The sequence below is a fragment of the Nostoc sp. DedQUE05 genome, assembly GCF_034530955.1.
Classification (GTDB): Bacteria; Cyanobacteriota; Cyanobacteriia; order Cyanobacteriales; family Nostocaceae; genus Nostoc.
The window spans coordinates 20,335-46,851 of the sequence record NZ_JAVRCB010000046.1 but is presented as its reverse complement, the minus strand read 5'-3'; the positions used below and the strand labels follow the sequence as shown (position 1 = coordinate 46,851).

General features: G+C 42.2%; 18 protein-coding genes and 1 pseudogene. 4 read left to right on the top strand and 15 right to left on the bottom strand.

What is annotated here, in order from left to right:
• The first annotated feature begins 3 nt into the window (after positions 1-3).
• Positions 4-507, top strand: a complete 504-nt coding sequence (locus RMZ42_RS27630; protein WP_322674415.1) for a hypothetical protein — start codon at positions 4-6, stop codon at positions 505-507.
• A gap of 59 nt (positions 508-566) precedes the next feature.
• Here the strand turns inward: RMZ42_RS27630 and RMZ42_RS27625 are convergent, their stop codons facing one another.
• Positions 567-953: a hypothetical protein gene (locus tag RMZ42_RS27625; protein WP_322674433.1), complete on the bottom strand. Its 387-nt coding sequence runs from the start codon at positions 951-953 to the stop codon at positions 567-569.
• A gap of 240 nt (positions 954-1,193) precedes the next feature.
• Here RMZ42_RS27625 and hslO point away from each other — a divergent pair, with 240 nt between their 5' ends.
• Complete coding sequence (gene hslO, locus RMZ42_RS27620) at positions 1,194-2,093, top strand: Hsp33 family molecular chaperone HslO (RefSeq protein ID WP_322674432.1); 900 nt, start codon at positions 1,194-1,196, stop codon at positions 2,091-2,093.
• A gap of 160 nt (positions 2,094-2,253) precedes the next feature.
• Complete coding sequence (locus tag RMZ42_RS27615; protein WP_322674414.1) at positions 2,254-4,329, top strand: chromosome segregation ATPase; 2,076 nt, start codon at positions 2,254-2,256, stop codon at positions 4,327-4,329.
• Positions 4,330-4,686: 357 nt separating this feature from the next.
• On the opposite strand, the gene RMZ42_RS27610 is transcribed toward RMZ42_RS27615, so the two are convergent.
• The 13 genes and pseudogenes from RMZ42_RS27610 to RMZ42_RS27550 all read right to left on the bottom strand — a co-directional run bounded on the left by RMZ42_RS27610 (position 4,687) and on the right by RMZ42_RS27550 (position 20,145).
• A complete protein-coding gene (locus RMZ42_RS27610) occupies positions 4,687-5,565 on the bottom strand; it encodes an NAD(P)-dependent oxidoreductase (RefSeq protein ID WP_322674413.1) in 879 nt (292 codons plus the stop codon).
• A 424-nt stretch (positions 5,566-5,989) separates the two neighbouring features.
• Positions 5,990-7,198, bottom strand: coding sequence for a class I SAM-dependent methyltransferase (locus RMZ42_RS27605; RefSeq protein WP_322674412.1), 1,209 nt, complete (start codon positions 7,196-7,198; stop codon positions 5,990-5,992).
• 129 nt (positions 7,199-7,327) lie between these two features.
• Positions 7,328-7,648, bottom strand: coding sequence for a DUF5615 family PIN-like protein (locus RMZ42_RS27600; RefSeq protein ID WP_322674411.1), 321 nt, complete (start codon positions 7,646-7,648; stop codon positions 7,328-7,330).
• An 86-nt stretch (positions 7,649-7,734) separates the two neighbouring features.
• Positions 7,735-8,124 carry a VOC family protein gene (locus tag RMZ42_RS27595; RefSeq protein ID WP_322674410.1) on the bottom strand — a complete coding sequence of 130 codons (390 nt, stop codon included), beginning with the start codon at positions 8,122-8,124 and terminating at the stop codon, positions 7,735-7,737.
• Positions 8,125-8,205: 81 nt separating this feature from the next.
• Positions 8,206-8,683: pseudogene (locus tag RMZ42_RS27590) on the bottom strand (GAF domain-containing protein).
• A gap of 945 nt (positions 8,684-9,628) precedes the next feature.
• Positions 9,629-11,536 carry a 1-deoxy-D-xylulose-5-phosphate synthase gene (gene dxs / locus RMZ42_RS27585; protein ID WP_322674409.1) on the bottom strand — a complete coding sequence of 636 codons (1,908 nt, stop codon included), beginning with the start codon at positions 11,534-11,536 and terminating at the stop codon, positions 9,629-9,631.
• 736 nt (positions 11,537-12,272) lie between these two features.
• On the bottom strand, positions 12,273-12,716 hold the full coding sequence (locus RMZ42_RS27580) for a hypothetical protein (RefSeq protein WP_322674408.1): 444 nt from the start codon (positions 12,714-12,716) through the stop codon (positions 12,273-12,275).
• Positions 12,717-13,412: 696 nt separating this feature from the next.
• Positions 13,413-14,663 carry a competence/damage-inducible protein A gene (locus RMZ42_RS27575; RefSeq protein ID WP_322674407.1) on the bottom strand — a complete coding sequence of 417 codons (1,251 nt, stop codon included), beginning with the start codon at positions 14,661-14,663 and terminating at the stop codon, positions 13,413-13,415.
• Positions 14,664-14,780: 117 nt separating this feature from the next.
• Entirely contained in the window at positions 14,781-16,064 is a 1,284-nt protein-coding gene (glyA, locus tag RMZ42_RS27570; RefSeq protein ID WP_322674406.1) for a serine hydroxymethyltransferase, read from the bottom strand.
• A 397-nt stretch (positions 16,065-16,461) separates the two neighbouring features.
• Complete coding sequence (locus tag RMZ42_RS27565; RefSeq protein ID WP_322674405.1) at positions 16,462-16,710, bottom strand: hypothetical protein; 249 nt, start codon at positions 16,708-16,710, stop codon at positions 16,462-16,464.
• Between the two features lie 2 nt (positions 16,711-16,712).
• Entirely contained in the window at positions 16,713-17,600 is an 888-nt protein-coding gene (locus tag RMZ42_RS27560; RefSeq protein ID WP_322674404.1) for a hypothetical protein, read from the bottom strand.
• Between the two features lie 163 nt (positions 17,601-17,763).
• Positions 17,764-18,540 carry an RNA polymerase sigma factor SigF gene (locus tag RMZ42_RS27555; RefSeq protein ID WP_322674403.1) on the bottom strand — a complete coding sequence of 259 codons (777 nt, stop codon included), beginning with the start codon at positions 18,538-18,540 and terminating at the stop codon, positions 17,764-17,766.
• A 768-nt stretch (positions 18,541-19,308) separates the two neighbouring features.
• Positions 19,309-20,145 carry a photosystem II manganese-stabilizing polypeptide gene (locus RMZ42_RS27550; protein ID WP_322674402.1) on the bottom strand — a complete coding sequence of 279 codons (837 nt, stop codon included), beginning with the start codon at positions 20,143-20,145 and terminating at the stop codon, positions 19,309-19,311.
• 787 nt (positions 20,146-20,932) lie between these two features.
• Here RMZ42_RS27550 and RMZ42_RS27545 point away from each other — a divergent pair.
• Positions 20,933-21,280 carry a hypothetical protein gene (locus tag RMZ42_RS27545; RefSeq protein WP_322674401.1) on the top strand — a complete coding sequence of 116 codons (348 nt, stop codon included), beginning with the start codon at positions 20,933-20,935 and terminating at the stop codon, positions 21,278-21,280.
• Between the two features lie 110 nt (positions 21,281-21,390).
• Here the strand turns inward: RMZ42_RS27545 and RMZ42_RS27540 are convergent, their stop codons facing one another.
• Complete coding sequence (locus RMZ42_RS27540; RefSeq protein WP_322674400.1) at positions 21,391-26,439, bottom strand: hypothetical protein; 5,049 nt, start codon at positions 26,437-26,439, stop codon at positions 21,391-21,393.
• Positions 26,440-26,517 lie beyond the last annotated feature (78 nt).

Genomic DNA, 26,517 nt, shown 5'->3' with positions numbered 1-26,517 from the left:
TCTTTGAATCAACTAGAAGAAGCCCAACTAGCGGTTGATCAACAACAACAATCCCTGGAGTCGCAAACATCTGCTGTAGAAAGCCAAAAACAAGTGATTGAGCGACAACAGCGATCTGTAGAAGCAGCGAGCGCTCGAAAAAATCGGGCTTTAGCGGTAGTGAATCCGAGTAATGCAGTGTTAGCAATCGCAACAGAGAAAATAGCTGAAGAACGTGCTACAGGAGAAGTCAGTTTAGCAAGATTGAACCAAGAAAAAAAGAGTCTGCTTCTGCGTGAAATTGAGATTTACTCATCAATCAACAACGCTCAAAAAGACCTAAAACAAGTATTGACAGAACTGCAAAAAAGTGTGATTCGTACCTCGGAAGCTGGTACTATTCTAAAACTAGAATTAAGAAATACTGGGCAAGTTGTGAGGACTGGGGATGCGATCGACATTATTTTTCAAGAAGAGACTGTTCTAACATTTGTTTTGAGAAAAGCAAGGCTACTTACAGATTTTTAGGCTGGTTGATAAAACACATAGAGACAAGGAAAATCCCCTTGTCCCTACATTTAGTCAATTCAACGTTCTTGAGTTGCTAAAAACTGACGCAAGCTCAACAAGCTGAGTGTTTGACCCAAATTCAAGGGCAAAATTGAAACTCCTTCCAAGCGGGACTGTACCCAACCTTCTCCCCAGTACCATTCGTGGAACCCGTCAATGCCTCCGCTGAGTAGTAAGCGAAGGCAATTGGATTTGACAACCTTTACTTGATGATGAATCGCGATTGGCCCAGTCCAGGTTGTAAACTGGAATCCGGGAAGTAGTTCTTCTGGCATTCCTGGCGCAAAACGTTGTCCTAAAAGCCATTTTTTTAGTTGCACGGGATGCAGCAGACTATCACGAATTGCATCTGTTGATGCTTCAATTTCAATCCGTAGTTGGCTTTGTTGAAAATTACCCAGCATTTTTCTTGGATTACCTAAAGATAAGACATCGCTATTTCTAATATTGCAAATAGTTTTTGTCATTAGTTATCAGTCCTACCCTGCGGGAAGCCGCTAGCGCGTCTATGTCCTTTGCAAATAACTAATGACCAATGACCAATGACAGCCGTTTATTTGCGTAACACCCGACTACGTTACTTTTCTTGCAGCAGAGAACTTAGAATAGAAAAAGTGAACTTGTTAAGAAATGTAAGGTTATTCATGGCGGATCAGTTAATTCGTGCAACAGCAGCCGAAGGTGGAATTCGTGCCGTAGGTGCGATCGCCACACGTTTAACAGAAGAAGCACGGCAGCGCCACAAGCTTTCTTATGTGGCAACGGCAGCACTGGGTCGGACTATGACAGCGGGCTTGTTAATGGCCTCTAGTATGAAGCGGACTGGATCGAGGGTAAATGTTCGGGTGAAGGGCGATGGGCCTTTGGGTGGCATATTAGTAGACGCAGGTTTAGATGGTACAGTACGCGGATATGTCGGCAATCCATCTATAGAATTGCCTCCTAATGCTAAAGGTAAATTAGATGTTGGTGGTGCTGTGGGTGGCGGCTACCTCTACGTTGTGCGGGATATCGGTCGTGGTTATCCTTACTCTAGTACGGTAGAACTAGTTTCTGGCGAAATTGGTGATGATATAGCTCATTATCTGGTGAATTCTGAACAAACACCTTCGGCTTTAGTTTTAGGTGTCTTTGTGGGAGCAGCGGGAGTAACTGCTGCTGGAGGATTACTGATACAAGTATTGCCCAAAGCCGCTAGAGACGAAGCCTTAGTAGACACATTGGAATCACGGGTTGCTAGTTTAGCAGGATTTACGCCATTGTTGCAAGCTGGCAAGACGTTACCTGAAATCTTTGATGACTTATTGGGAGATATGGGGTTGGAAATCTTTTCCGAACGCCAAATGTTGCGCTTCCACTGTGGTTGCTCTTTCGATCGCGTTTTGGGGGCACTAAAGATTTTGGGAGAAGCTGAACTGCAAGATATGATTATCAAGGATGATGGTGCCGAAGCAACTTGCGACTTTTGCGGCAACGTCTACCAGGCAAGTAGCGATCAGTTAGCTCAACTAATTTCCGATTTGCAAGCCGAATCTGCTGTTTGAGGATAAAGTATAAAATAGCACTGATTTTTGAGATTGATAATGGTACTCTGTGGAGAGAGATAATCAAAAAAGTAGCTTTTTAATGACGAGAAAGTTACTATGTCAACAATGGAATTATCAACCTAAAACAGAGCGCTATTCAATTATTTTGGTGTGAGAGATGACAGAGCGGGATATTCCAGACAGTTGGTCTTCAGCCAGTGGAAGAGAGCCAGATCAAAGCAAAAGATTATCCCGAACAGAACAATTCGGTGAAACTCAGCCATTTGATGTCCCAGCTACTGGTTCTACCTCCAAGTCAGTGAAGCGGCGAAAAAAAAACCATAAGAAAGGATTACCTATAAATAGTAATTCAGAGGAAACTGCCCAACTCAATAGTACTTCTGGAAAATGGCCACGCTGGATGAAAAGCTGGACATTGTGGCTAGTACTACTAATGTTGATTCCCAGCAGTGTCGGATTCTTGGCAATGGCAATGCTGCTAAAGTTGCCATCTGCCCCTAATTGCCCTTCGATTTTCTGGCCGCTAGCTAGTGCTTCTGTGCGGCTACATTGCGCTCAGTTAGCGGCTTCTAAGCAAACAGTGAACGACCTATTACAAGCGATCGCTCTGGTGAAGCAACTACCACAAAATCACCCGTTGCATGGAGAAATCGATCGTTTCATCGAAGAATGGTCGCGGGATATTTTGAAGCTAGCCGATCAAAGTTTCCAAACTGGTAATTTAGAGGAAGCGATCGCGACTGCTCGTAAAATACCCGAAGATGTAGCAGCTTATAAATTAGTCGATGAACAAGTTGACAAATGGCAGTCAATTTGGTCAAAGGCTGAAGCCACATACAATGGTGCGATCGCCGAAGTAAAGGAACGGCGCTGGCAATCAGCGTTCATGTTATCCGCTAAAATGCTGCGCGTAGACAACCAGTACTGGGCGGGTACTAAATACGACCAATTGAATCGTCTGATTGCTACAGCACGGGAAGATGGCGATAAGTTAGGAAAAGCCGAAAGTTTAGCAAACAGTAAAGTAGTTGATAACATCCTAGAAGCGATCAAGTTAGCCGAGTCCATTGGGCAAGAAAGTTATATTTATCAAAAAGCTCAGGAAGCGGTTCCGGCATTTGGACGCAAAATGCTGGAATTGGCACAGGCGAAACTAGATAAAAAGGATGCGGATGAAGCGCTAAATATTGCTAGGCAAATACCGGAAAGTACGAAACTACAAGGCGAAACTGATGATTTTATTGCCATAGCTGACGCAAAAAGAAGTGCTTGGCTCGGTAATGTTTCTGGTTTAGAGGCAGCGATCGCTCAAGCACAACAAATCGATCCTTCCAGACCAGTGTATAACGAAGCACAGCAACTAATTGCTCGTTGGCAGTTGGAAATTGAAGATGTTGCCCATTTGGAAAAAGCAAGAATATTGGCTAGCCAGGGAACAGTCCCTAATTTAAACGCAGCGATCGCCCAAGTACAGCTTATTCCTGCTAGTAACCCTAGAGGCGCAGAAGCTAGACAAGAAATAGGTCGCTGGAATGCCCAAGTGGAGACAATTGAAGACCAACCTTACTTAGACCGCGCCGAACAGATTGCAATATTCGAGGATATTAACTCCTTGCAAGCTGCGATCGCCCAGGCCAGCGAAATTCGTCGAGGTCGTGCATTATATCCAGAAGCACGCAAAAAAATTCGTACTTGGGCAGGAAAGATTGAGCGAATTCAAGATCAGCCTTACTTAGATCGAGCACAAGAACTGGCCCAAAGTGGCAATCTCACCGCCGCCATTAGCACAGCTCAACAAATAGCTTCATCGGGAAGGGCGCTTTCACAAGAAGCACAAGCTGCGATCGATGACTGGGAAGGGCAAATTCGCACTAGAGAAAACTGGAGAAAAGCCCAAGAAGTGGGGGCCGCCGGTACTCCAGAAGCCTTGGTTGAGGCAATACGACTGGCGGATCGAGTTTCAAACAATAGCATCTTACGTATGGATGCAAATCAGGCTATTGACCAATGGAGTCAGCAATTGTTAGAAATAGCACGCACTCAAGGTCAGTCTGATATTGCTAGAGGCATTGACATTGCCAAATCGATTCCACGCGGTAGTGCTGCTTATAGTGCAGCGCAAGAGCAAATTAAGACTTGGCAGGATTTTCTCAATCCTCAACCTGAACCTCAGCCTTCGTCTGCGCCTGAATCTCTACCATTTCCTCGCTCAACTACTATTAATGGTCAGTGATCGTCTATTAATCCAAGTTGCGGGTTATCAAATTGTAAGTTTTTTGCATCTGTCGATTCATGCGATGCCTGCGGTGGTCACTGAGCTTTGTCGTTCGCGCAGCGTCTCGCAGAGAAGTGCGGGCTACGCCTACGCGCACCACAAGTTGGGGTTGCACTACGCACAACCCTAACTTCGACTTAATCAAAAAGACAATTACTGAATCGGTTTAGAGTATCATAATTTGCTCATTCAATAAATGCTTATTGAACAGTAAATGCAAAAATTAATGCTTCAAGCTTGAGTAAAAACCCTTTATACGTGGCTGTTAACGCCTAGTTTCCCCTGCTTTCAGGCGTGACATGAAGCTTAAATTCTTTATTCCCCGATCGCTTCTCCCCATTCTTTAATGACTGAAAATAGTGATGAGTAATCATCATCAGCAAATGACATTTTTACAGCTGTTTGCAAGATTTGCCGCACTCCTTTAATACTGCTGAGATCCAAACTCCGAGATTTCGCTTCCGAGATAAATAATTCCGTATCTTTAAGCAAGTGTTTTGTGGGAAAATTGGGATCGGCATAATTGCCATCTAACATCCGTTGTAGCTTTTTGTCAAAGGTAGCTGCGTAGAGGGGACTGTCGCGCAAGATTTGCATAAACACATCTACATCGACACCTTGACGCTGGACAAAAGCTAGACTCAAAGCAAAGCTAGTTGTTAGAGAAGCTATTAATTGATTTAGTGCCAATTTAAGCGCCGCCGCAGATCCCACTGGCCCGATAAGTAAAGGTTCTGTCCCAAAATTTTGGAGTAACTTCAAGTGGCGTTCGTATTGTTCTGGCTCGGCCCCTACCATAACACTCAACTTGCCAGCTTTTGCTTCTGGGATACTCCCTAATACGGGCGCTTCTAAGTACTCACCACCACCCCCAACAACTGCATCTCTAATTTCCTGGCTTTCTGTGGGCGTAATTGTTCCCATTTGGATAATCGTGCGCCCTTCCAGAGTTTGCCAAGCAGTATCTGAAAGCAACACATTGTAAATAGCTGGAGCATTAGTCAGCATAAGAATTACGCACTCAGCAGCACGAATGGCATGGCGGGGATGTGTAGCAATTTCAGCCCCAGCTGCTTGTAGTGATGCTAATTTTTCTGGGGTACGATTGTAGGCAACTAGCTGTATATCTGCGGCTAATAACCTTTGAGCCATTGGTAGTCCCATCAGTCCAGTTCCCAGAAATGCCACCTTCATTTTTTACGTTCCTTTAGTACAGCGTCACCGTAAGCGTTGCGTAAAGCTTTTGGCATAGCAACTCTTAAAGAGGCTGCGCCAACGCTTAGAGCGAGTCATTGAGCGTTATAGCCCATCGTGAACATCGCATTGTTTGATTCAAATTTAGTTGGGAAGTAGTTATTTGAAATTTAAAATACAATCCTAAATCCCAGTTTTCTTACTTCCTGACTCTGGCAATCAACCACCGGCAGCAAAAGTTAACATAATTATCACTGACAGTAATATACCAGGGGTAAGTAGTGTTACTAGCATTAACAGGTCATGAGTGGACATAATTATTACTTTGGTAGTGTGTTTAACTTTACAGTAATCACTGTTATGCTAGTCTAAATAAGACTGATACTGCATTCTTAAATAGAGTCTTAACTTTTCAAATTTACACTTACTCTGGCAGAATCAATCCTTTTAATGGTTGAGAAATTTCTGTATTGTCCAGACCTTTGCTCTGAATTAAAACTCCAAAACCGCCGAGTCCTGTGGGGTCTATAAGTTGGTGTAGTGCATCCCGATGCTGTAGTAGCTGCGAAAGAGGTTGCTTTTGCTGGGAAAGGGCTGCAATCCGATCGCCTAACCCCAATGCCATCAAAAATAATCCCTGCTGAATAAAACCAACTTTCTTTAAATTACACTTCTGGCCCCAGCGTTCCAAAGCTGTAAAGTCAACGTGGGCAGTTATATCTTGTCGCCCAATATTAATATAAGGGTTGTCATGGAAGCGGTGGTGATAATAGCACTGTAACGTTCCTTGCGATCGCCTGGGATTGTAGTAACGGCTGGCGGGGTAGCCATAATCAATTGTTAACACATAGCCGCGCTGCAAGCGGTCTGCTACTATACTCAACCAGTCACCAGCCGCTAAATTAATTTCACTACGGTAGCCATCGGGATATGCACTTTGGGTAAAGTTCATTTCCACTAAGTTTAAATATTCAGCTAGTTGGGGCGTTGAAGGTTCCCCTGTGACTTCTATAAATGATGGGTATGGGGCATGGGGCATGGGGCATGGGGCATTGGTTTCTTTCTCATTCTTATCTGTAGTTACATAAATTTCTCGGAGTTCGCCTGTTTCTAGGATGAATTGATGCACGGGGAAAGCATCTACTAACTCGTTAGAGAAAAAGCAACCTGCGATCGCATTTGGTGGTATCTCCTCTAAATTACACCAACGCACAGGGAAATCTTGCAAGCGTTGCTGCTGTTCTTGTCTTAAAGTTGGAGACTTTTCAACAATTATGTACTCTAGGGCGGTAAAAAAATCTGGGTAGTGTAGCTGATGATATTTAAGGATATGCAATGCAAGCAATCCTTGACCTGCTCCCATTTCTACCAGAGAAAAGGGTACAGGTTTTCCTAAAATCTCCCACATTTGCAAAAATTGTTCTGCGAGTAACTCGCCAAAGTCAGAACAGAGATTGGGAGAGGTAAAAAAATCACTATCTTTAAAGCCTATTTTGACTGCATCGCTGGAATAGTAGCCGTATTCAGGGTGGTATAATGCCATGTCCATGAATTGGGCAAAAGTAATTCGTTTTTGAGGATTGGTGGTAATGTGATTGGCGATCGCTGCACACAGCAAAGCATTGGAATCCATAAAATTTCAAATTTTAGATTGGGGACTACAAAAAACAAATGCTTATCAACGACGACAGGCTACGCCAACGTCAGTCAAATTAATCGCCTCCAATCGTTAACGCAAAGGCAAGAACCGGACTTATCCTTCCTATTCTCCTTCTAAGCTACATTCATCTAGCAATAAAATTTCTGCGATCGTTAAACCAACCCAAACACGACGACCGATCTCAAATAAACCAGGCATTGCCAAGCCTGCTTGTAATCGTTCATAAGCAAAAGTTATCATCGTCGCGACACCATGAGTTAGGACTACACGCCTGTTTTGCACTGCCCATTCTAATACAGTTGGATCGTCTGCTTCAGTCAATCCAACATCCTGAACACGGACAATATCAATATTACTGTTACGACGCAGAACGCCACGAATTACCTGATTGTTAAAGTTCTTATCAGCCAAGAAACGCAGCATCGTAATTTACCCTTGTGGGTTGCGTCTTGCTAAAAGGCGATCGCGCTGCCCATAGCCATCTAGATCGATAGAAGGCAATTTGCTACTTAGGCACTCACCAACGACACCAGCACACCATTGGGATCGCGGACACGAGCAATTGTTTGTCCCCCAGGCTGGGTTTTAGGAGCATCTAGTGTTTTTGCACCAGCACCGATCGCTCTCATATAAGCACTGCCAACATCAGGAGTAATAAATGATATCTGGATTGAAGCCGGTGGTTGTGTAGCGTGGTTGGGATGGCAGCCACCAGGAAATAACTTCTGTGCTTCGTTACTAGAGGAGAAAGCTAGTGTTGTGTTTCCGGTTTCGATTTCGGCCCAGAGAGACTGCCCCTTTTCCAAAAGAGTGCGACGAACTAAACCAAAAGCTTTTTCGTAAAACTCAACCGTCTTAACTACATCGTCTACCCAGATGACCGTGTAACCAAATTTCACAGTTCTTTCTCCTTATTAGAAAAATCAGTGCTAGCAAATATCTCTGCTACTTAACTGTAGGCGATTTGAATACACAGTTACTTAACTCTCCAGAATATTACGATCTGTTGCTATTTGTGCCCCTATTTGCATCATTTCTATCTCTAATGGCGACTAATCATGAGGCCTTTGACAGTGGTGTGCTACTAGTAATCCCCATAATCCTTTAGGGATGATAATTGGTGCAACCAAGTTGGCGCGAACCTGCATACTGCGGAGAAAATCTCGGTGACAAGCCTCGATTGGCTTTAATTCAATATCAGCGATCGCTTTTATACGTTCTGCTAAGTATAAAGCAGCATACTCGTTGTTAAAACAATCATCTGGGCCAGTGGAACCCAGTATTGAGAATTCTTTAGAATTCAAAGATTCAAAAGTCAACTGTCCTTGCCACTGACTGTAAAAATAATACAATACCGCTCGATTAACCTGAAGTGATTCTCTGAGTTTATTGATTGTTTGCCGGACTAAATCATTTCGCTCTATTGATTATGACAAGGCGAGCGAGCAATTTTTGCAAACCCTGCTCGCGGCGATCTTTTTACCCATGCTTTTTATACTTTATAAATCCCTTATATTTAATTAAGCTGAGAAATTATACGGCAAAGTTCTGAATTTATCTAAATGTTGGCTTGATTTGTACAGCCGTAATTTTGAATTATCAGGTAGATTTGCTGATTTCTTTACCAAAATGCCTAATTGCTTTACAAAAATGCCCGTTTGCTTTCTCAAAATACTGAAATGCTTTCTCAAAAGAAGCTTTTGCTTTCTCATTTTGGTGTTTTCCGCAAGTCAAATCAGCTTTTACTTATTCAAACTCCAGTTTGCTTTCTCATTTTGGTGTTTTCCGCAAGCAAAAGCAGCTTTTGCTTTCTCATTTTGGTGTTTTCCGCAAGTCAAATCAGCTTTTACTTTCTCAAACCCCAGTTTGCTTTCTTATTTCAGTATTTTCCACAAGCAAAAGTCAACTTAGAGCCAAAGCAAATAGAATTCGCAGTTATACAAAGCAAGTCTACTTATACTGCGGAATGCTACGCGAACGTAGACTAAAGAACAATTGAGGCTTTGAAATTCACAAAGGTGGGTTTTGTCTGTGTAGATGCCGTTTCTAACCGCCCTTTAGAGCTTCTGCAAGAAGTCGAGTATCTTGTTGTTCACAAATGATTTAGGATTTCTACTGCTAGCTGTACGGCGGCTTTTTGGAAATCAAATAAGTTGTTAAATTTGCGGGGGATACGAAATTCTGAAAGTCCAGCCATCGCTTCATGGGATAAGTCGTAAGCTATCTTCAGGTAGATGTAGTAAGGTGAGACTAAATCTTGCCTAGCCCAGCTTTGCTCGATAATTTCTGCTAATTCTTGGGAAATATCTACACAACCGTAATCTTGCCAGCGATCGCTAATATTCTCATAAAAATAACCCCTGTTATAGGGGTTATTTTTAGATAATACCGTTGATAAGTAAGCTAAACCACAGCAGATAGTTGCCGCTTAAAGAAAGCTTGCAATACTCTCTGTGCTATTTGATGACTAGTTAAACCTAGTTCTGTCTTAGATTCATTGGGTTCAGCATGATCTACCAATACATCTGGTACACCAAATCGCTTGACAGGAACGAGAATATCTGCATCTAGTAAAGCCTCGGCGATCGCACTACCAAAGCCACCCATTACACAGCCTTCTTCTAAGGTGACAACGCGGCCGATTTTCTTCGCTAAAGGTAAAATCAACTCCGTATCCAACGGCTTAACGAAACGGGCATTAATTACAGTTGCTTCAATACCGTGTTCGCTGAGAATTTCCGCAGCTTGCATTCCTGAATAGACCATTGTGCCATAAGCAACAATTAACACATCATCGCCTGTACGCAGAATCTCACCTTTGCCGATTTCCAAAGGTTCCCAGCCTTCCTCCATCAAGGGAACGCCGTAGCCATTGCCACGAGGGTAGCGCATTGCGATCGGGCCGCTGGTATGATTAACGCCAGTTACTACCATGCTTTGCAGTTCTGCCTCGTCTTTGGGGGCCATGATTACCATGTTAGGAATGCAACGCAGATAGGCAATATCATACATACCTTGGTGGGTGGGGCCATCAGATCCGACGATTCCCGCCCGATCCAAGCAGAAGAATACTGGCAGGTTTTGGATGCAGACATCATGAATTATCTGGTCGTAGGCGCGTTGCAAGAAGGTGGAATAAATAGCTGCGACAGGGCGCATTCCTTCGCTTGCAAGTCCTGCTGCTAGGGTAATTGCGTGTTGTTCCGCAATGCCGACATCAACATATTGATTCGGCAATTTTGCTTGAAGTTTATCTAAACCCGTCCCTGTTGCCATAGCCGCAGTAATACCGACGATTTTCGGGTTTTGTTCGGCAAGTTTTACCAGAGTGTGAGAAAACACTTTGGCATAAGCCGGGGGTTTGGGTTTATTAGAAGGAATGGCTTTGCCAGTTGCGACGTTGAAGGGGCTTTGAGCGTGGTAGCCAACTTGATCTAGTTCGGCAATTTCATAACCTTTGCCTTTTACTGTTGCTACATGTACCAAAACTGGGCCTGGTATCTGATGTGCTTGTTGGAAGGTGGCAATCAATTCTTCGAGATTATGCCCATCCACTGGCCCAATGTAAGTAAAGCCGAGTTCTTCAAAAACTGCACCTACCTTCGGAACAGCCAAACGCTTCATACCTTCTTTGATGCGTCCGAGTTCGGGTGAGAGGGATTCGCCCACGAAGGGGATTTGCTTAAACTGTTCCTCAAGATTATCTTTAATAAATTGCACCGGTTGGCTGAGGCGCATTTTGTTGAGATAGCGGGGAATCGCGCCGACGTTGCGAGATATGGACATGTCGTTGTCATTGAGAACAACCAACAGGTTGGTTTTCGGCATGTGTCCGGCATGGTTGATGGCTTCTAAAGCCATGCCGCCAGTTAGTGCCCCATCCCCAATCACAGCAACGGCTTTAAATTTTTCTCCTTTCAAGTCTCGCGCTAAAGCCATACCCAAAGCTGCTGAAATACTTGTAGAAGCGTGTCCAGCCCCAAAGTGGTCAAACTTGTTTTCACCCCGTTTCAGATAGCCCGCAACTCCGTCCTTTTGTCTGAGGGTGTGGAAGCGATCGTAACGTCCTGTAAGCAATTTGTGGGGATAAGCCTGGTGTCCTACATCCCAAATAACTTTATCCCGATCTAAGTCCAGTGTTTGGTAAAGTCCTAGTGTTAATTCGACAACACCCAACCCTGGCCCTAAGTGTCCACCATTAACTGCTACTGTTTGAAGATGCTTATCTCGAATCTGACGGGCAATCTGTTGCAGTTGGCGAACAGATAAACCGTGCAACTGATTAGGATGGGTGATTTCGCTCAGATGCATATTATAAGGTTTTCCTCTCTAACTTCGAGTCTCGGTATTTTGATTTTCCCACGGTCGGGTTGTCCACAGAATCAAACTCTTACATTGTTACTAAGTTGTAGTGGAAAGTATAACTTCTTAATTGATGATAGTGAAAAATTTGTTAACCATTAACAATTCGTCAAATAAGATTGCAATCAGTTAAATTTATAACACATTTTTCCGTGGGTAATGCTACTTATAAAATGCCTGCGATGCGTATATAAAAAAAAGTTTTTGAAGAGCAATTTGCGGAAGTTCATTAAGCAGATTACTCACTTTTGCCATCTTAAGTTAGTACAAAAGAAAATCAAATATTTTGTTTACAGCTATATATCTAGCATAATTGCTAGTAAATATTTAACTAGAGTTTCTACTCTTCTTCGGTGACAGCAGCTAATTTTATCAGCGATCGCTAATTCTTATAACTGTTATAAAGATGTATCTAAAGCTACTTAATTACTTTATCTAACTTCATTTATTATTAGTATATATCTCGTTAAGAGTGTCCAACTGGAAAAGAGGCATTAATTACAATACCTTATAGGGATGCAGAGCTATCTGTGTTACCCTAACATAATGTTTAACTACCTGTAAATTGCTGATGTAACCTTAGATTTTCCGAAATTACTAGCAAACAACAATATTTCCGACCCCTTTAAGAAGTCGGAAATTTAAAGTTTTCGATTTTTACAAATCCAATAGGATTGCTATATCTCTATTTACCAAAAGCATCCTTAATATTTTCAACAGTACGTTCAACAACATTCTTGGTATTGTCTACTGCTTCTTTAGTCCGAGATGCATCTTCATTTGCTCTTTTCTGAATTGTAGCGGCATCTTTCTTTGCTTTGCGCTCAATAAAGCTACCATTGTCTGTTGCTTGGTCAACCTTACTGGCATTGCTCTTGGCAGCGTCCTTAACTTTATCTGCTGTATCATCAATGAAATTTTTGGTTCGTCCAGCATCTCTACTAGCTTTCTCTTGAGCGCGATCTGCATCATCATATGCAATCAAGGTTCCAGCAGGATCGGCCATTGCTGAGGTGTTCGAGAAAAATGCACCTTGCCAAACGAAAGCGATCGCTAACATACAAAACAGCGCTGTGGCCATCCAGCGTTTTACCGTGGAAAGCTGTTTTGCAACATAATTGGATTTCATACAATACAATCTCATGTGATTTAGTATACTATTTCTACTTCATTTAGCTTGTTAGCGATATCGATCCCTAGATAGAAGTTCTGGCATCAATAGTTATGAAATGAATTCACTATTTTGATAGATTGAATTTTGAGTAAAGATTATTTCTTGGGAATTCAACGTAAAATTAAACAGTTTACAGTTTTTGAACATCCGCGATCGCCCTTCAGTTAATTAACTTGCGATCGCTTCCAAGGGGCGATTACGCCATCGCAATTGAATTTTTACGATTGGAGCGTTTGCATTCTGATTTTTTCTTCAGTCCAATCCAACATCCGATCGGTAGTACACCTACTACAAAGCCAATGCTGAGTTTCAATAGAAATTCTTTGAAACCGGGGTGCAGAAATCACACAAATCTACTTAGCTTTCAAGGCATCTCTCAGAATTGACTTGTAATTTACAGACAGATCCGAATCTGTATAACCGCAATCAATAAAACCTGTTTGGGTCAGGATCAACAACGTATTTTTTTGTTCCTGCTGAAGCTGCTGGTAATACAACTCAATAGCAGACTTAATCACATTCGTTACTGCTTGATTAGTCTGCTGTTGAATAAAGGCTAGTCGATCGGCATACTCGTCATCTAATCATGCATTAATTCGCATCGTTAGGTTCGTTTGTCATACAATCTGTATGACAAACATAATATACCTGCTACCTCGTCAACAACTTCCGGCGCAAATTATCCAACGCTGCATTTGCACTCACATGACGAATTAAAGCTCGACCTCGCACAGTACCAAACTGATACTCAAAACTTGTCACTTCATCGTTTGGCCCGGCTAAACCAATGTAAACTAAACCCACTGGCTTTGTATCTGTCCCTCCAGTTGGGCCAGCAATTCCAGTAATACTCAGTCCCCAAGTTGTTGCAAGGCGGGTTTTGACTCCAACAGCCATTTGCTCTGCAACAGTAGCACTTACCGCTCCAAATTTATCTAAATCTTCCTGATTAACCCCCAACAGCCTAACCTTCACAGAATTGTCATAAGAAATTACTCCACCCCAAAAGTAATCAGAACTCCCAGAAATTTCAGTCAACATTTGCCCTAAACCGCCACCAGTACAAGATTCTGCCACTGAAAGCGTTTCTTTTGATGCCCGTAACAACTGACCAACTACAGAAGCGAGAGTATCATTATTAACGCCATAAAAATCCAGTCCGGCAATTTCTTTAAGTTGTTTTTCAATGGGCGCAATTAGGGCTTCTGAGGCTGCTTCTGAATTTGCTTTTGCAGAAACTCGCAATCTAACTTCCCCTTTACCTGCATAAGGGGCGACTGTGGGATTTGGCAACTTTAAATACGAAGCAACCTTTTCCGCTAAAGCAGATTCACCAATACCCCAAAACTTTAAACTCCGACTGTAAATAATTTCTTTACCCCAACCTTGACTTTTGAGAAATGGCACAGCTGTTTCTTCCCACATCACATGCATTTCACTGGGAACACCGGGAAAGGTAAAAATCGTGATTTCAGGACGAGGTTGCCAAATGATACCGGGTGCTGTTCCAGTAGGGTTGGGGAGAATTTCTGCACCTTGGGGAATCAAAGCCTGCTTGCGGTTACTTGGTGACATAACCCGACCACGTTGGGCAAATTTCTGCGTTATGTCTTCAATAATGTCAGAACGTTCTATCAAAGGGACTTTAAAAAAATCGGCGATGGTTTCACAGGTGAGATCGTCTGGTGTGGGGCCGAGTCCACCAGTGAACATGAGAATTTGCGCTCTGGAAATAGCAATTTCTATAACTTGCTTCAACCGTTCTGGATTATCCCCAACCACTGTTTGATAGTAGTGGGGAATACCTAGTTGCGCTAATTGTTGCGCCAAAAATTGAGCATTGCCGTTGAGGATATCTCCTAGCAATAGTTCAGTACCAACACAAATAATTTCTGCACTCATTGGAAGGAATAGTTAGGAGTTTGGAATTAGGAGTTAGGAGTTTGGAGTTAGGAGTTAGAGTTAAAAGTTCAAAACTTAAAACTCATCACTCTTAACTCTTAACTCCTAACTATCATCTCAGGCTAATGCTGGTACAGGAATTTCCAGATGAGGATATAAGGGGAAGCGATCGCACAATGCCGCTACCCGTTGACGACAATCTTGGGTTACTACGTCGGAATCTGGAGAAAGTAAGCGATCGGCAATAATATTTCCAATCTCAGTAAATTCTGCTACTCCTAAGCCCCGCGTGGTCATGGCTGGCGAACCTAACCTCAGACCGCTAGTAACAAATGGCGACTGCGGATCGAAGGGAATAGTATTCTTATTAGCAGTAATATTCACGTTACTGACTAGCCGATCTGCCTGCTTACCAGTTAGACTTACAGAGCGTAAATCTACCAAAATTAAATGATTGTCAGTGCCGTTAGATACTAACTTTAAACCACGGTTTTGCAGTTGTTCGGCCAAAGCACGAGCATTTTCAATCACTTGTGCAGAATAGGTTTTAAACTCAGGTTTGAGAGCTTCTCCAAAAGCTACTGCCTTGGCAGCAATCACGTGTTCCAATGGCCCGCCTTGGCTGCCAGGAAAAACAGATTTATCTAGCTTTTTACCTAGTTCTGCGTCGCTAGTCAAGATTAAACCCCCTCTAGGGCCGCGTAGAGTCTTATGGGTAGTTGTTGTTACCACGTGACAGTGAGGAATGGGGTCGGGATGAAGACCAGTGGCAACTAAACCAGCAATGTGAGCAATATCAGCGAGTAAGTAAGCGCCGATTTCATCAGCAATACTACGGAATTTTTCAAAGTCAATTACACGTGGATAAGCCGAATAACCACAAATCAAGAGCTTAGGACGCTCCCTCAGCGCCAGCTCGCGAATTTGATCGTAGTCAAGTTGTTCTGTTTGTTGACTGACACCGTAGTGGCTAACTTGGAACCACTTACCTGAAAAATTTACAGGAGAACCGTGGGTAAGATGTCCCCCATGAGACAAATCCATCCCCATAATTTTGTCCCCTGGTTCCAGCAGCGATAGAAATACTGCAAAATTGGCTTGTGCGCCAGAATGGGGTTGTACATTCGCATGAGCCGCACCAAATATCTGTTTAGCACGGTCGATCGCTAGTTGCTCGATTTTGTCGATAAACTCACAACCGCCATAGTAGCGTTTACCAGGTAAACCCTCAGCATATTTATTTGTCAGTACCGAACCTTGAGCCGCCAGTACAGCAGCAGAGGTAAAGTTTTCACTAGCAATCAATTCCAAGTGATCTTGCTGACGCTGTAGTTCGTCGTTGATTAACCCTGCGATCGCCGGATCGCTGGAAGAAAGAAAGTCTGAATTAGTCCTAGTCACTTGAATTATCCTTATGGAAATTTGTACAACGGCTGATTTTGGTTAGGCGCAGCCCCTAAATATACAGTCAAGAGCAATGGTTTTTGACTGCTGTACAGAGGCAATTAATCGTCTCCGTACTATTGAGGTTTATTTGTGCCAACTTAATTTATTATTAGACCCAAGCTCGATTAATGCATTAATTATCATAACGTTGCTTTTTGAAATCCTCACCTTGCTGGGTGTTGTGAGGTCGTTAGACAGTATTCTTTATGAACCTATGTTAAATAATGCTTAGTGCGTAGGCGTAGCCCGTCGGAGACATCGCTGCTCTGTAGCATGATTCATGAACAACAAGAACCCCGACTTATTAAAGAAGTCGGGGTTCCGCGGGTTGCAATTCTCACAAATCAAAAAATCAAATAGAATTCATATAGCGATTTTGATAGTAAGCCAAAATCTGGTTAACTCGTTGCCGACTTTCTAAGCTAGAGTTTGCTGTCCACGAGAGGCTCAAGCCAGCAATTTGACTTTGATTGTAATCAAACTGTTGGGATGACTGGGGAATTAAATCCACTTCCAACCCTTCGACTTGATGTAAATGAGCTGCTATTTCTCTATAAACAGCTAAAGGCAAACCAGCGAATTCAATTTCCTTAGTCTCCATCTTTATGAAGCTCCCACATTAAACGTATTTTGGGGGGGCGTTGTCACTGAAATAGCATTGCCGCTAGCAGATGCAGCTGACGACGTTGATTTGACAGTCCCTTCCCCTACCATTTTGGCAACTTCAATACCATATTGTTCCAAAATTACGATGGGGTTGTAGCCCTGATTCATTTCAATACGTTTAATCAGTACGCCATTTGCTAATCGCTGTCCCGCTTGTACATACCGACTTGTCGGCTCATCCGGTACCTTGATAATTGCTTGTGGTTCTTTACTAATTAGAACTACACCAGTCACAACTACTGCCCTTGCTAACTCAGGCTGTGCTGGTGGTGGTAATACAGAGACTAAAGTGGGGTTGGGAACAACTTGAGGCAAAACTTTAGGCAACACTGAAGTCAAAGTAGGATTGACTTTTTTTGGTACAACTGAAGTCAAAGTAGGATTGACTTTTTTTGGTACAGAAGAAACGTTGTTTTTCTTTGGATTTAAAGCGATTCTGCGTGTTGGAAGTTTTCGTACTGCTAGTGATGCAGTAGGTAGCTTAGGCACCACGGGAACTGGTCTTCCAGATGTTTTAGCCATTCCGGGAATAGTCTGCCCGAAAAGTTGTGCAAAAGGATCGCTTCGAGCTTTTGATACCACAAGTTCCCGTGTCCGCTCTGTAGCATTCGTGGATTGAATCAAGTTAACAGATGCAAGATTAACTTGTGAGACCTGTTTAGCCGGTATCACTGGATTCTTAAAGGATTGAGCCGCTGGTGGCGACTTTTTTGCTATTTTGGGAGCTGGCACAGGATTGATGGCTTGTGGTGTATCTTCAGAAGCACATCCGGCGAGCGCCAAAGTTAGAATAGCTGCAATTGTAATTTTTGAAGTTATGCCCATGAGCCTTTCTCAAAAGCCATTGGAAAATTGAAAAGTGAAAATAAACAATGCCTAAAATTTGGATCAAAGGCAAAGTATGTTCCCTTTATAACCTAATTTTTTACATTTCAAGGGTTATTTTTAGCACTGCATACCCAGTATAACTGCGGTTTGTTTTTTGCAGTCAATCTTCTGTCACACCCATAAGCTCTTTCATTAAATCCAGTCCTTTCTTGACTCGACGGGAAACCGTTACTACACTGATGCCCAGATGTTCTGCAACTTGTTTTTGGGTCAAATCTTGCAAAAACACACATTCCAACACATCGCGGGTGCGTTTTTCTAGCTGAACCAACGCTTGTTGTAAGCGAAGTTGGTCTTCTTGTGCCAGTTGAAAGCTGCGATAGTGAGGATCTGGAACCAATTCTCCTAAGCAGGTAGAACCTTCTTCTCCATCTTGGATTGGCACATCAAGACTCAAGGGAGCGCGATTGACCCATGCTAATTTAATTTCTTGCCATTCGTTTGGAGAAATTTCCAGTGCTGCGGCTAATTCCGAGTCGGTTGGTTGCCGATTGTGTTTTTCACGCCAAGAACGTGATACTCCTATTGCTTGCTGTTGGAGCGCTAACCATTTCCGAGGAATTCGTACGGTGACACCTTTATCTCGGAGATAGTGTTGAATTTCACCCCGAATATAGGGAAGAGCGTAGGAACTGAAGGCATGTCCCTTGGAAATTTCAAATCTTTCAATAGCTCTGATTAAACCCAAACATCCAACCTGGAGCAAATCATCGTAGGTTTCATGACATTGATTTGTCCAATAGTGAGCTTCTTTTCTCACAAGTCCAAAATTGAGTTTTACCAGTTGATTGCGGATGTTTTCTGACGGAGATTGCTGATATTCTCGCAACAACTGCCAAATTTCGTGCTTTAGTTCATTGGTGACTGTGGTAGGCATAGCACCGGGTTTATTGAGCAAATAAAGAATCAATTATTATTCGCTTTTTAAATTCAGCTGCGATCGCACGATATCAAATGAAATATTGCGATATATTTCCTAGCAAATACTATGGTAGATAATAAAGACTTTCTATTAAAATTCCATAGGTTACTTGACAATCGAGCAAAATTTAAATGGGCGAAATCATTATTTAGTTGGTTATTTATCTTTGATATGACTTGTAGCTTTTTTAGAACCACATAGAAATAAAATATAAAATTAATCACTAAATATCAAACCGAGATTGTACTTAACTTGAGTTAATTAATCATGAAGTTAATTTAGATAAACGAAACAACAGTAGTCCAGCTTTTATTTCACAAGCAAAAGTTGGATTCACAGTAAAATTACGTGCTCATTCCACTAAAATTTATCCAATAATTAAAAATTAATAATAATTTAAAAAAAAATTATGTATATTTACGCAAGCCAATAAAAAAAGGGCATCTCACCCTTTTTTGTACTTAAGTCTATAGTGTTTTAATGAAAGGAAAAAGGTTAAAGGGATAAATCAAGTGACCCATAAGACTGAGGAATAAAAATTTTTTCAATTGCCAGGGCTATTTTGCCCATAATTTTACTCAGATTTACCTTTATCCCCATTTTTTTAAAAATCTATCTACCCTCTTTTTTCAAGAGGGTGGATAGTTTAACTTTTGCGATCAAGTCTGAATAGTTACAGAATTGTCGTTTTGAGTGCCAGTCAGTTACCTTACTTTCAAGGATTTAGCCACGAATCGATTCAACCCGTCCATAAAATAGACCGCGAATCTTGACTTCTTTAGGTTCGCCAGCACCTAAATCTGTATCAGATGGCTGTTCGCTCTCGAAAGTGCCAGCAATTTCACCGCTAGAACCGTCTATTTTAGCGATTTGCAGAGAAATCTTGCCATTGAGATTTTCAGCACGCTTGACGTTAGTGCGGGTAAGTTGTTCATCATCTGCTTGGGCGGGGAGAGCAACAGCATTATCGTAGCCACTGACGACACCACGACCTTTAGGATCTAGGAAGGCAGCACCACGATAGGAAGGGACTTTAAAGCTGCCTTCAAAGTCCGTAGAGGTGTTAATACTGGTCAAGCTGGGTTGGCTTTGAGCAACCAAATTTTTGATGGTGAAGAGGAAAGGTACTCGCTCACCACCAGGAAGTTGCACAGTGATGGCTTGGAAGTCAAGACCATCAGTTTCCGTAAAGGTCAGGCTATTATCTGCGTTAACTTTTAGATTACCTTGCACCTGGTCAATAGTGGAAGTGTATCTGGTCAACAATTTGCCGGCAACAAATTCTGCTTCTTGGCGTTTATTAGCAGGTTCTTCTTTGATGAAGAAGCTAGTTGGTTCCAAGCAAAGTTCTTTGATGGTATAAGACTGGCTAGAATCAATGGGAATGGAGCCACGGCGTGTTTCTCCTAGTTGGGGGCATTTGTTAGCCAAGCCAGTGCCGCGAATTTGATCGTAAGTGAGTACATCTCTACCACTACTGGTAGTAGGAGCATCACTACAAGCGGTTATTAGCCCCAGGCACAAAGCCAAGAATGCAACAATTAAAGCGCGATACCTCATGGTCAACCTCAATCTCAAAAATTAATATCTAAGTTGTAAAACTGCATCGAAGCTTTGATCTCTGATGAGAAGCCGCTACTCTGCAAAAAGCTACCTTTGTTCGGACACGGCTTTGCTCTGATTAAGAGAGTTGAAGCAAGTGTTCGGGTGTCTAGTTGTCAGACGCTGCTCAAACTTTTCTCTGCTAAACGTAGTTAAACGTGTCGCTCTCTTGAGCTTGGAGTGTAAATCCCAGACTAAGTAGAACACTGCATCCATTTTGGATGTGTGTTACTAGGGGAGCAAAAAACCAGCAGTTTTACTGTTGGTGGCATTTGTTTGGAGTTGGGCGAGTGTATGAGTAAGCCTCACACAGAGAAGCATAAATGCTTGTGCCTTGAAAAGTGCAAACAGGGGTGTCTGCTTCGCACTTTGCTCTTGCTTATTGCAAAAGCGTCGTCGCCCAAGTCTTTTTGTATCATGTATGTGACGCCACTACATACAGCCCATTGTTGGATGGGTAAATCAGCCAGATCATACGATTTTTTTTAACTCAAAATCAAAGTTCTCAAAATCCAAGAAAGTCTCGTCTCGATCGCATCTAGCTTCTGTAAAGCCTATGCTAAAGGTTACTACGCTCTTTTTGGAGCGATCGCAATTGCTTTTGATAAAGATACAAATCTAGTTATATTCACCCCTAATTAGGGCAAATGAGGAGATGCGGTAACATGGAGACAACTGACAAACTAGGGAAAATTAAAAATCTCCGGTAAATTTGAGTTGACCTCATTTATACGGAAAAGGTGGCATGAACGATCGCAAAAATATTGAATCAGAGAAGTTGTCTGGTAAACTGCAAGCGATTACAACTGTGGTGTATGATGCCGCTACAGCTTGTGAAGGCGATACTGTAGCTCTTTTGGCTTTGCTACGGCAATTAGAGCAGTTACACCGAGAGATCCGGGATGGGATTTTTCAAGAGAGTTTGCCTGTTAACCGCCGCCAACTTTACTCACTGCTGAAAGATATTGAGTCTGAGGGAGGCTGGCCCTACATTGAGCGCATGAGGTTACAAGCATTTTTAGCGAATTTGCCACAAGAGGCTCCCGAAGAAAATAGCCATGAAGTTTTGGAGAGCGATCGCTCTTTTAGCTGATTAGCTCGAAATTTATTTCTAGCTTTGAATTAATAACTCCGATCGCCTCATCAACCGCTAAACTAAAAGCGGTTGCTCATTGAGGCTTCAACCTAATTCATAATTTGTAATTAAAAACGGTTTGTACGGATTATCCCATCGCAAAGAAGGCGATCGCGCTCTTCAAGATTGCGGTTGTGCTTAAGGTAATCACCCACCCAACCGCAACCACGAACAAGCAGATCGTCAAGATGTAAATTCCACAGAATTATCGTGTTGTCATCACTAGCTGATGCTAGTGTTTGACCATCTGGACTAAAACTAACACTTAATACTGGAGCGCTATGTCCATTGAGACTTTTAATTAATTTGCCATCATGGCTCCAGAGTTTGACTGTACTGTCCCAACTGGCAGCGGCGAGTAATTCACCATTGGGGCTAAAAGTCACGGCATTGACGCTATCACTGTACCCTTTTAATAAAGTTTTTAACAATGTCCCATCTCGTCGCCACAGTTTCACAGTGTTATCCCAGCTAGCAGAAGCCAGCAACTCGTCAGTGGGACTAAAGCTGACACCCAATACCCAGCTATCATGGGGCGAGAAAGTTTTGAGCAAAGTACCATCCTGCCGCCAAAGTTTCACAGTTTGATCGTCACTGGCAGAGGCTAAAACCTGACCATCAGGGCTGAAATTTACGCTATTTACCCAACCTTGATGTCCCACCAAGGTTTTGAGTAACTTGCCCTGACGGTTCCAAAGTTTCACTGTTTTATCTTTGCTAGCTGATGCTAAAAACTGACCATCAGGGCTGAAATTGACGCTCATGACACTATCGCTATGTCCGTAGAGAGTCATGATTAAAGTACCGTCAAGTCGCCAAAGTTTCACAGTTCTGTCATAACTTCCGGAAGCCAGCATTTGACCTTTTGGGTCAAAACTGACACTAGGAACTTTATTTGTGTGCCCCACCAAAGTTTTGTAAAGTCGAGTTTTGACCTCGCCGCTGTTGGTGTATCGTTGCCAAAGTTTGACAGTGCGATCGCTACTACCAGAAGCTAGCATCTGACCGTCGGGACTCCAAGCAACGCTTAAAACTCGATCTCGATGCCCTTGAAGAATATACGGTCTTGGAGCATCTAAACTCCATAGTTTCACGCTTTTGTCGAAACTTCCTGAAGCTAGCAATTTGTTTTTTGGACTGAAAGCAATGCTAACGACAGCATCGCTGTGTCCTTTGAAGGTTTTTAGTAAAGTACCAGTTATACTCCAGAGGTTTATGGTATTGTCTTCACCTGCAGAAGCTAACTTTTTACTATCCGAACTAAAGCTCAAACTCCATACTGTACCGCTATGCTGCCGTAAAGTTTTGTAAGGAAAAAAGTCAAAACCGTCTTTGTTTTTGTTACTCTCCCGCCGCCAAAGTTTTACTGTCTGATCTCGACCTGCTGACGCCAGAAATTTACCGTCTGGGCTGAAAATAGATACAATCACGCCTTGCTTATGTCCCTGCAAAGTCGTAACAAGGCTACCGTCCCGTCGCCAGATTTTCACTGTTTTGTCGTCGCTGGCCGAGGTGATAAGTTGACCATCAGGACTGAAGTTTACCCAGTTAACCCACCCTTGATGTCCTCTCAGTATTCTTACTAAGCTACCGTCTTTGCGCCAGAGTTTTATGGTTTTATCTTTGCTACTAGTAGCTAACAACTCGCCATCAGGACTAAAATTAACGCTATAAACCCAATCTTGATGTCCTCTCAGGGTTTTATATGGTTTGGGGTCAAATTTACCTGTAACCGAGTTTTTATGCCAGATTTTCACTGTTTTGTCAAGGCTAGCGGAAGCTAGGGTTTGACCATCAGGACTAAAACTTATACAAGTAACAGCATCAGTGTGACCTTTGAGGGTTTGGAGTAAAGTACCGTCAAGATGCCAAAGTTTCACTGTTTGATCTCGACTACCTGATGCTAGCAATTGACCATCTGGGCTAAAAGTCACTCCCCAGACGATATCAGTGTGCCCTTCCAAGCGGTTAACTTCAGTTACCCCGTAAACTGCCTGTTGCAGTGCTGTTACCACCCGCATTCGGGTATCTGGCTGAACTCCATCTGCTTGTTTAAGTCCTCTCCAAGCCCGTAAACTTTCTAATAGGGCATCAAATTCTTTATTAGAAGCAAATAAAGCTTCGCTAGCAGCAGCGATTCCACTAATTTTCAAGTTGGTTTCACTACGTTCAGCTCGTAGAGTTTGGCGGATTGCTGCTCTTTTTTGTAAGTCGGCTTGCCACCATAACGCTGCTATTGTTCCTCCCATAATTGCTAGGATTGCACCTGCTATCCGTGCTTCCCGCAGTCGTCGTTGCAATACCAAATTTAGTTGCTTTTGACTAAGTTGTTGGGCTGCTTCGGCTCTAGTTTTTTCAAGTTTTATTTTTTCTAATTCGGCGAGCATACCATAGTTGTTCTTTTGGCGAATTGGTTCAACTAAATAATCGTGAACCAACTGGTAGCGATCGCCTAACTCTTCTCTGACTCGCAATACCAAGCCTGAACCCACCAATATTTCTAAAATCAGTTCTCCAACTTTGTCAAAGCTTGATATCGTATCTATATCATAATTATTAACTAATGCAGCTGCTAAATCAGCTTTAGTTTTTAAAGGTCGCGTCCCCTTTTCATCTGTTAATTCAAATAATAATTTCCAACTTAAATCTTCGTTCTCTTGACCGCAGTCTTTGATAACTTCCCCTAACCAGCGTTCCACTAATTTTGCCGAGCCACCACAAAGCTTATATTCTGCAAGTGTCGTAATGTTTTCTATTTGTAGTTGAGCGCCGACTATTTGTAATTCAATTGGATGTACTTCGTCTAGTTCTCCTGTCAAATCCTGGACTAATCGGTTAATCAATTCTTCACTTAGTTCATAATGTGAACGTTGAGTAAGGCTGTGAATTATGGCTTTGGCATCTCGGCTAGAGAATTTTCCTAAATAGTAGCGAATATCCTTATCAAGGATATTTTTATTAATTACTCCTAAATCATATAAGCCAGTACTATTTTTCTGACTCAAACGTTCAAACTCTAACAAATGATGTAAATAATCTTCTCGTAATGAAAGAATAATTTTTACATAAGAAATATTTAAACATTCACTAAAAAATTTATAAAATTCTATTCTTTGTGTAGGAGGATTATTAACAAAGAAAAATTCTTCAAACTGGTCTAATATGATAACTATTGTATAATTGCGCTCAGATGCTAGCCGAATTCTTTCTAGTATTATGGTAGGTGTAGAGTCAATATTAACCGATATTCCTGTGTATGCTAATGCTTGGTTGATACTGCTACTCAAGATTGTTATCCAATCAGTATAAACAGACAAAACAATCGGTATAGGAATACGTTCACCAATAACTTTTCCCTTGAGTGCTGGGACTAAACCAGCTTTGAGAATTGAACTTTTCCCTACACCAGATGGCCCATAAATAACTGTGAGTTTGTAGTCAGCGCGGGCAATTCTTTCAATTAAGCGATTGACATCTTGTTGCCGTCCAGAAGCAGATATTTCTTGAGCAATTTCTTCAGGAATAAACGGTATTTTCTGAGGTTCTAGTACTGGGTTAATTCTAGGGCGTTGTGGCTGTAATTGACTTGCTCCGATAAAGGCACGAAAGCCATACTGATGTTCTATTTTAATTTTTTCTTGCTTCAGCTTAAAGGCTTCTGTATAGTTATGACACTCAAAAAAGTAAAGTGATCGCAGTTCCTCTAAAATCTCTAAGTATAGTAATGGCTGATGTTGTAGCTCACAAACTACCCTTGCCCATTCCAAGTTATTGATAGCTTCCTCGCACTCACCCAAATGCCGTTGTGTGCGTGCTAGCAACAGAAGATACCAACTTTCTTGTCGTCGTCTTCGCAAAGCGTCTCGCAGAGAGACTTGTGTTACTTCTTCGGAAATAGAAAGTGCTGTATTTGCTAATTCATGAGCCAGTACCCAATTCGATTCCGAAGCCGCCACATTTGCCAAAAATCCATAATTTTGAGCAACTTGTGCGGGAGTTCCATAAGTTTTATGTAGGTTTAATGACTTTTGAGCTAATTCTTTTAAGTCATCCCAAGCTTGTAAGCGTTGCAGCATTTCACAAGCAGGCAAAATGAATTTAGCAACTAAGTCTTCTCTTTGTACCTCCTCCAATAGCTCTAAGCATTGTTTAAACCACAGCAGAGCATGTTCGCAATAGCTACTAGTATTCTGATATAAATCTGCCATTCGGTGATAACAAAGCCCCAAGTGGAATAGTACTATTGCTTGCTTGAGTAAAGATGAGGGGGGCATAGGATGAGGACATGAGAAGGGCAAAGAAGAATTACTCTCCCACTCTGCTATTCTCCTAGCTTCTTGCTGCCATAATGCTAGGCTTCTTTGATAATTGGCTAAAGCACCATTAATTTGATCGTTGGCGTATTTATCTCGCCCCAACACAAATTCTAAACTAGCTTCTAATCCTGGTGTTAATTTAACGTTATATAGGCGTAGTAAATCATTACGTGCTGATTCTATTTCGTGGCGGTGTTGCGACTTAGGATCTAAATCTAGGAAGGCATTAGATAAAAACGTTTCAGCACCTGCTTCTAAAACTTTTTCAAATAAAGATTCTTCCTCTTGAGATATCAAAGCAATTAAATCTGCTTTGGCCATTTCAAATTTGATAGTGGTTGCAGCCCAGCTTTTGAAATCAGGCGCTAATCTTGAAAGCAATGATGCTACTTCATCCTGTAGCCACAACACGACTGGAAATGGAAAAGTAGCAGCATAGATATCTCGTGCTTGGTTGATACCTGTAAGTAAGTTTTCTAGGTCGGTAGTTGATTCAATACCGAAAATCATTACAGCAGACGGTAAAGAGTCTGTAAGGACGGCAGGATTATCTAAAGATAGTTCTGAAATTATTGTGCTGTGTAAAGAAGTAGTTGATGGATTGAGAACGATTTCTCTGATATAAATTTCTTTAGTGTTCGAGCGAATATTCTCTAACATTTGCTCGCGTAATCGCCCATAGTTGCATCGAACTAAAATCAGAGCAAATTGACCTTCGGAAAGTGCGATCGCTCTAATCAATCTTTGTAAAGTATGCTGATTTTCTTTGGTGTAGACGCGTAGCTGTTTGTCATTAGTCATTGGATATGGGGCATTGGATATGGGGCATTGGATATGGGGCATTGGTCATTTGTTAGTGAACTAATGACCAATAACAAA

What these genes read in the sequence shown, in the direction of transcription:
- RMZ42_RS27625 (WP_322674433.1), bottom strand. Translation starts at nt 953, where the DNA reads ATGCTGGGTAATTTTCAACAAAGCCAACTACGGATTGAAATTGAAGCA.
- hslO (WP_322674432.1), top strand. Translation starts at nt 1,194, where the DNA reads ATGGCGGATCAGTTAATTCGTGCAACAGCAGCCGAAGGTGGAATTCGT.
- RMZ42_RS27615 (WP_322674414.1), top strand. Translation starts at nt 2,254, where the DNA reads ATGACAGAGCGGGATATTCCAGACAGTTGGTCTTCAGCCAGTGGAAGA.
- RMZ42_RS27610 (WP_322674413.1), bottom strand. Translation starts at nt 5,565, where the DNA reads ATGAAGGTGGCATTTCTGGGAACTGGACTGATGGGACTACCAATGGCT.
- RMZ42_RS27605 (WP_322674412.1), bottom strand. Translation starts at nt 7,198, where the DNA reads ATGGATTCCAATGCTTTGCTGTGTGCAGCGATCGCCAATCACATTACC.
- RMZ42_RS27600 (WP_322674411.1), bottom strand. Translation starts at nt 7,648, where the DNA reads ATGCTGCGTTTCTTGGCTGATAAGAACTTTAACAATCAGGTAATTCGT.
- dxs (WP_322674409.1), bottom strand. Translation starts at nt 11,536, where the DNA reads ATGCATCTGAGCGAAATCACCCATCCTAATCAGTTGCACGGTTTATCT.
- RMZ42_RS27580 (WP_322674408.1), bottom strand. Translation starts at nt 12,716, where the DNA reads ATGAAATCCAATTATGTTGCAAAACAGCTTTCCACGGTAAAACGCTGG.
- RMZ42_RS27575 (WP_322674407.1), bottom strand. Translation starts at nt 14,663, where the DNA reads ATGAGTGCAGAAATTATTTGTGTTGGTACTGAACTATTGCTAGGAGAT.
- RMZ42_RS27565 (WP_322674405.1), bottom strand. Translation starts at nt 16,710, where the DNA reads ATGGAGACTAAGGAAATTGAATTCGCTGGTTTGCCTTTAGCTGTTTAT.
- RMZ42_RS27560 (WP_322674404.1), bottom strand. Translation starts at nt 17,600, where the DNA reads ATGGGCATAACTTCAAAAATTACAATTGCAGCTATTCTAACTTTGGCG.
- RMZ42_RS27555 (WP_322674403.1), bottom strand. Translation starts at nt 18,540, where the DNA reads ATGCCTACCACAGTCACCAATGAACTAAAGCACGAAATTTGGCAGTTG.
- RMZ42_RS27550 (WP_322674402.1), bottom strand. Translation starts at nt 20,145, where the DNA reads ATGAGGTATCGCGCTTTAATTGTTGCATTCTTGGCTTTGTGCCTGGGG.
- RMZ42_RS27545 (WP_322674401.1), top strand. Translation starts at nt 20,933, where the DNA reads ATGAACGATCGCAAAAATATTGAATCAGAGAAGTTGTCTGGTAAACTG.
- RMZ42_RS27540 (WP_322674400.1), bottom strand. Translation starts at nt 26,439, where the DNA reads ATGACTAATGACAAACAGCTACGCGTCTACACCAAAGAAAATCAGCAT.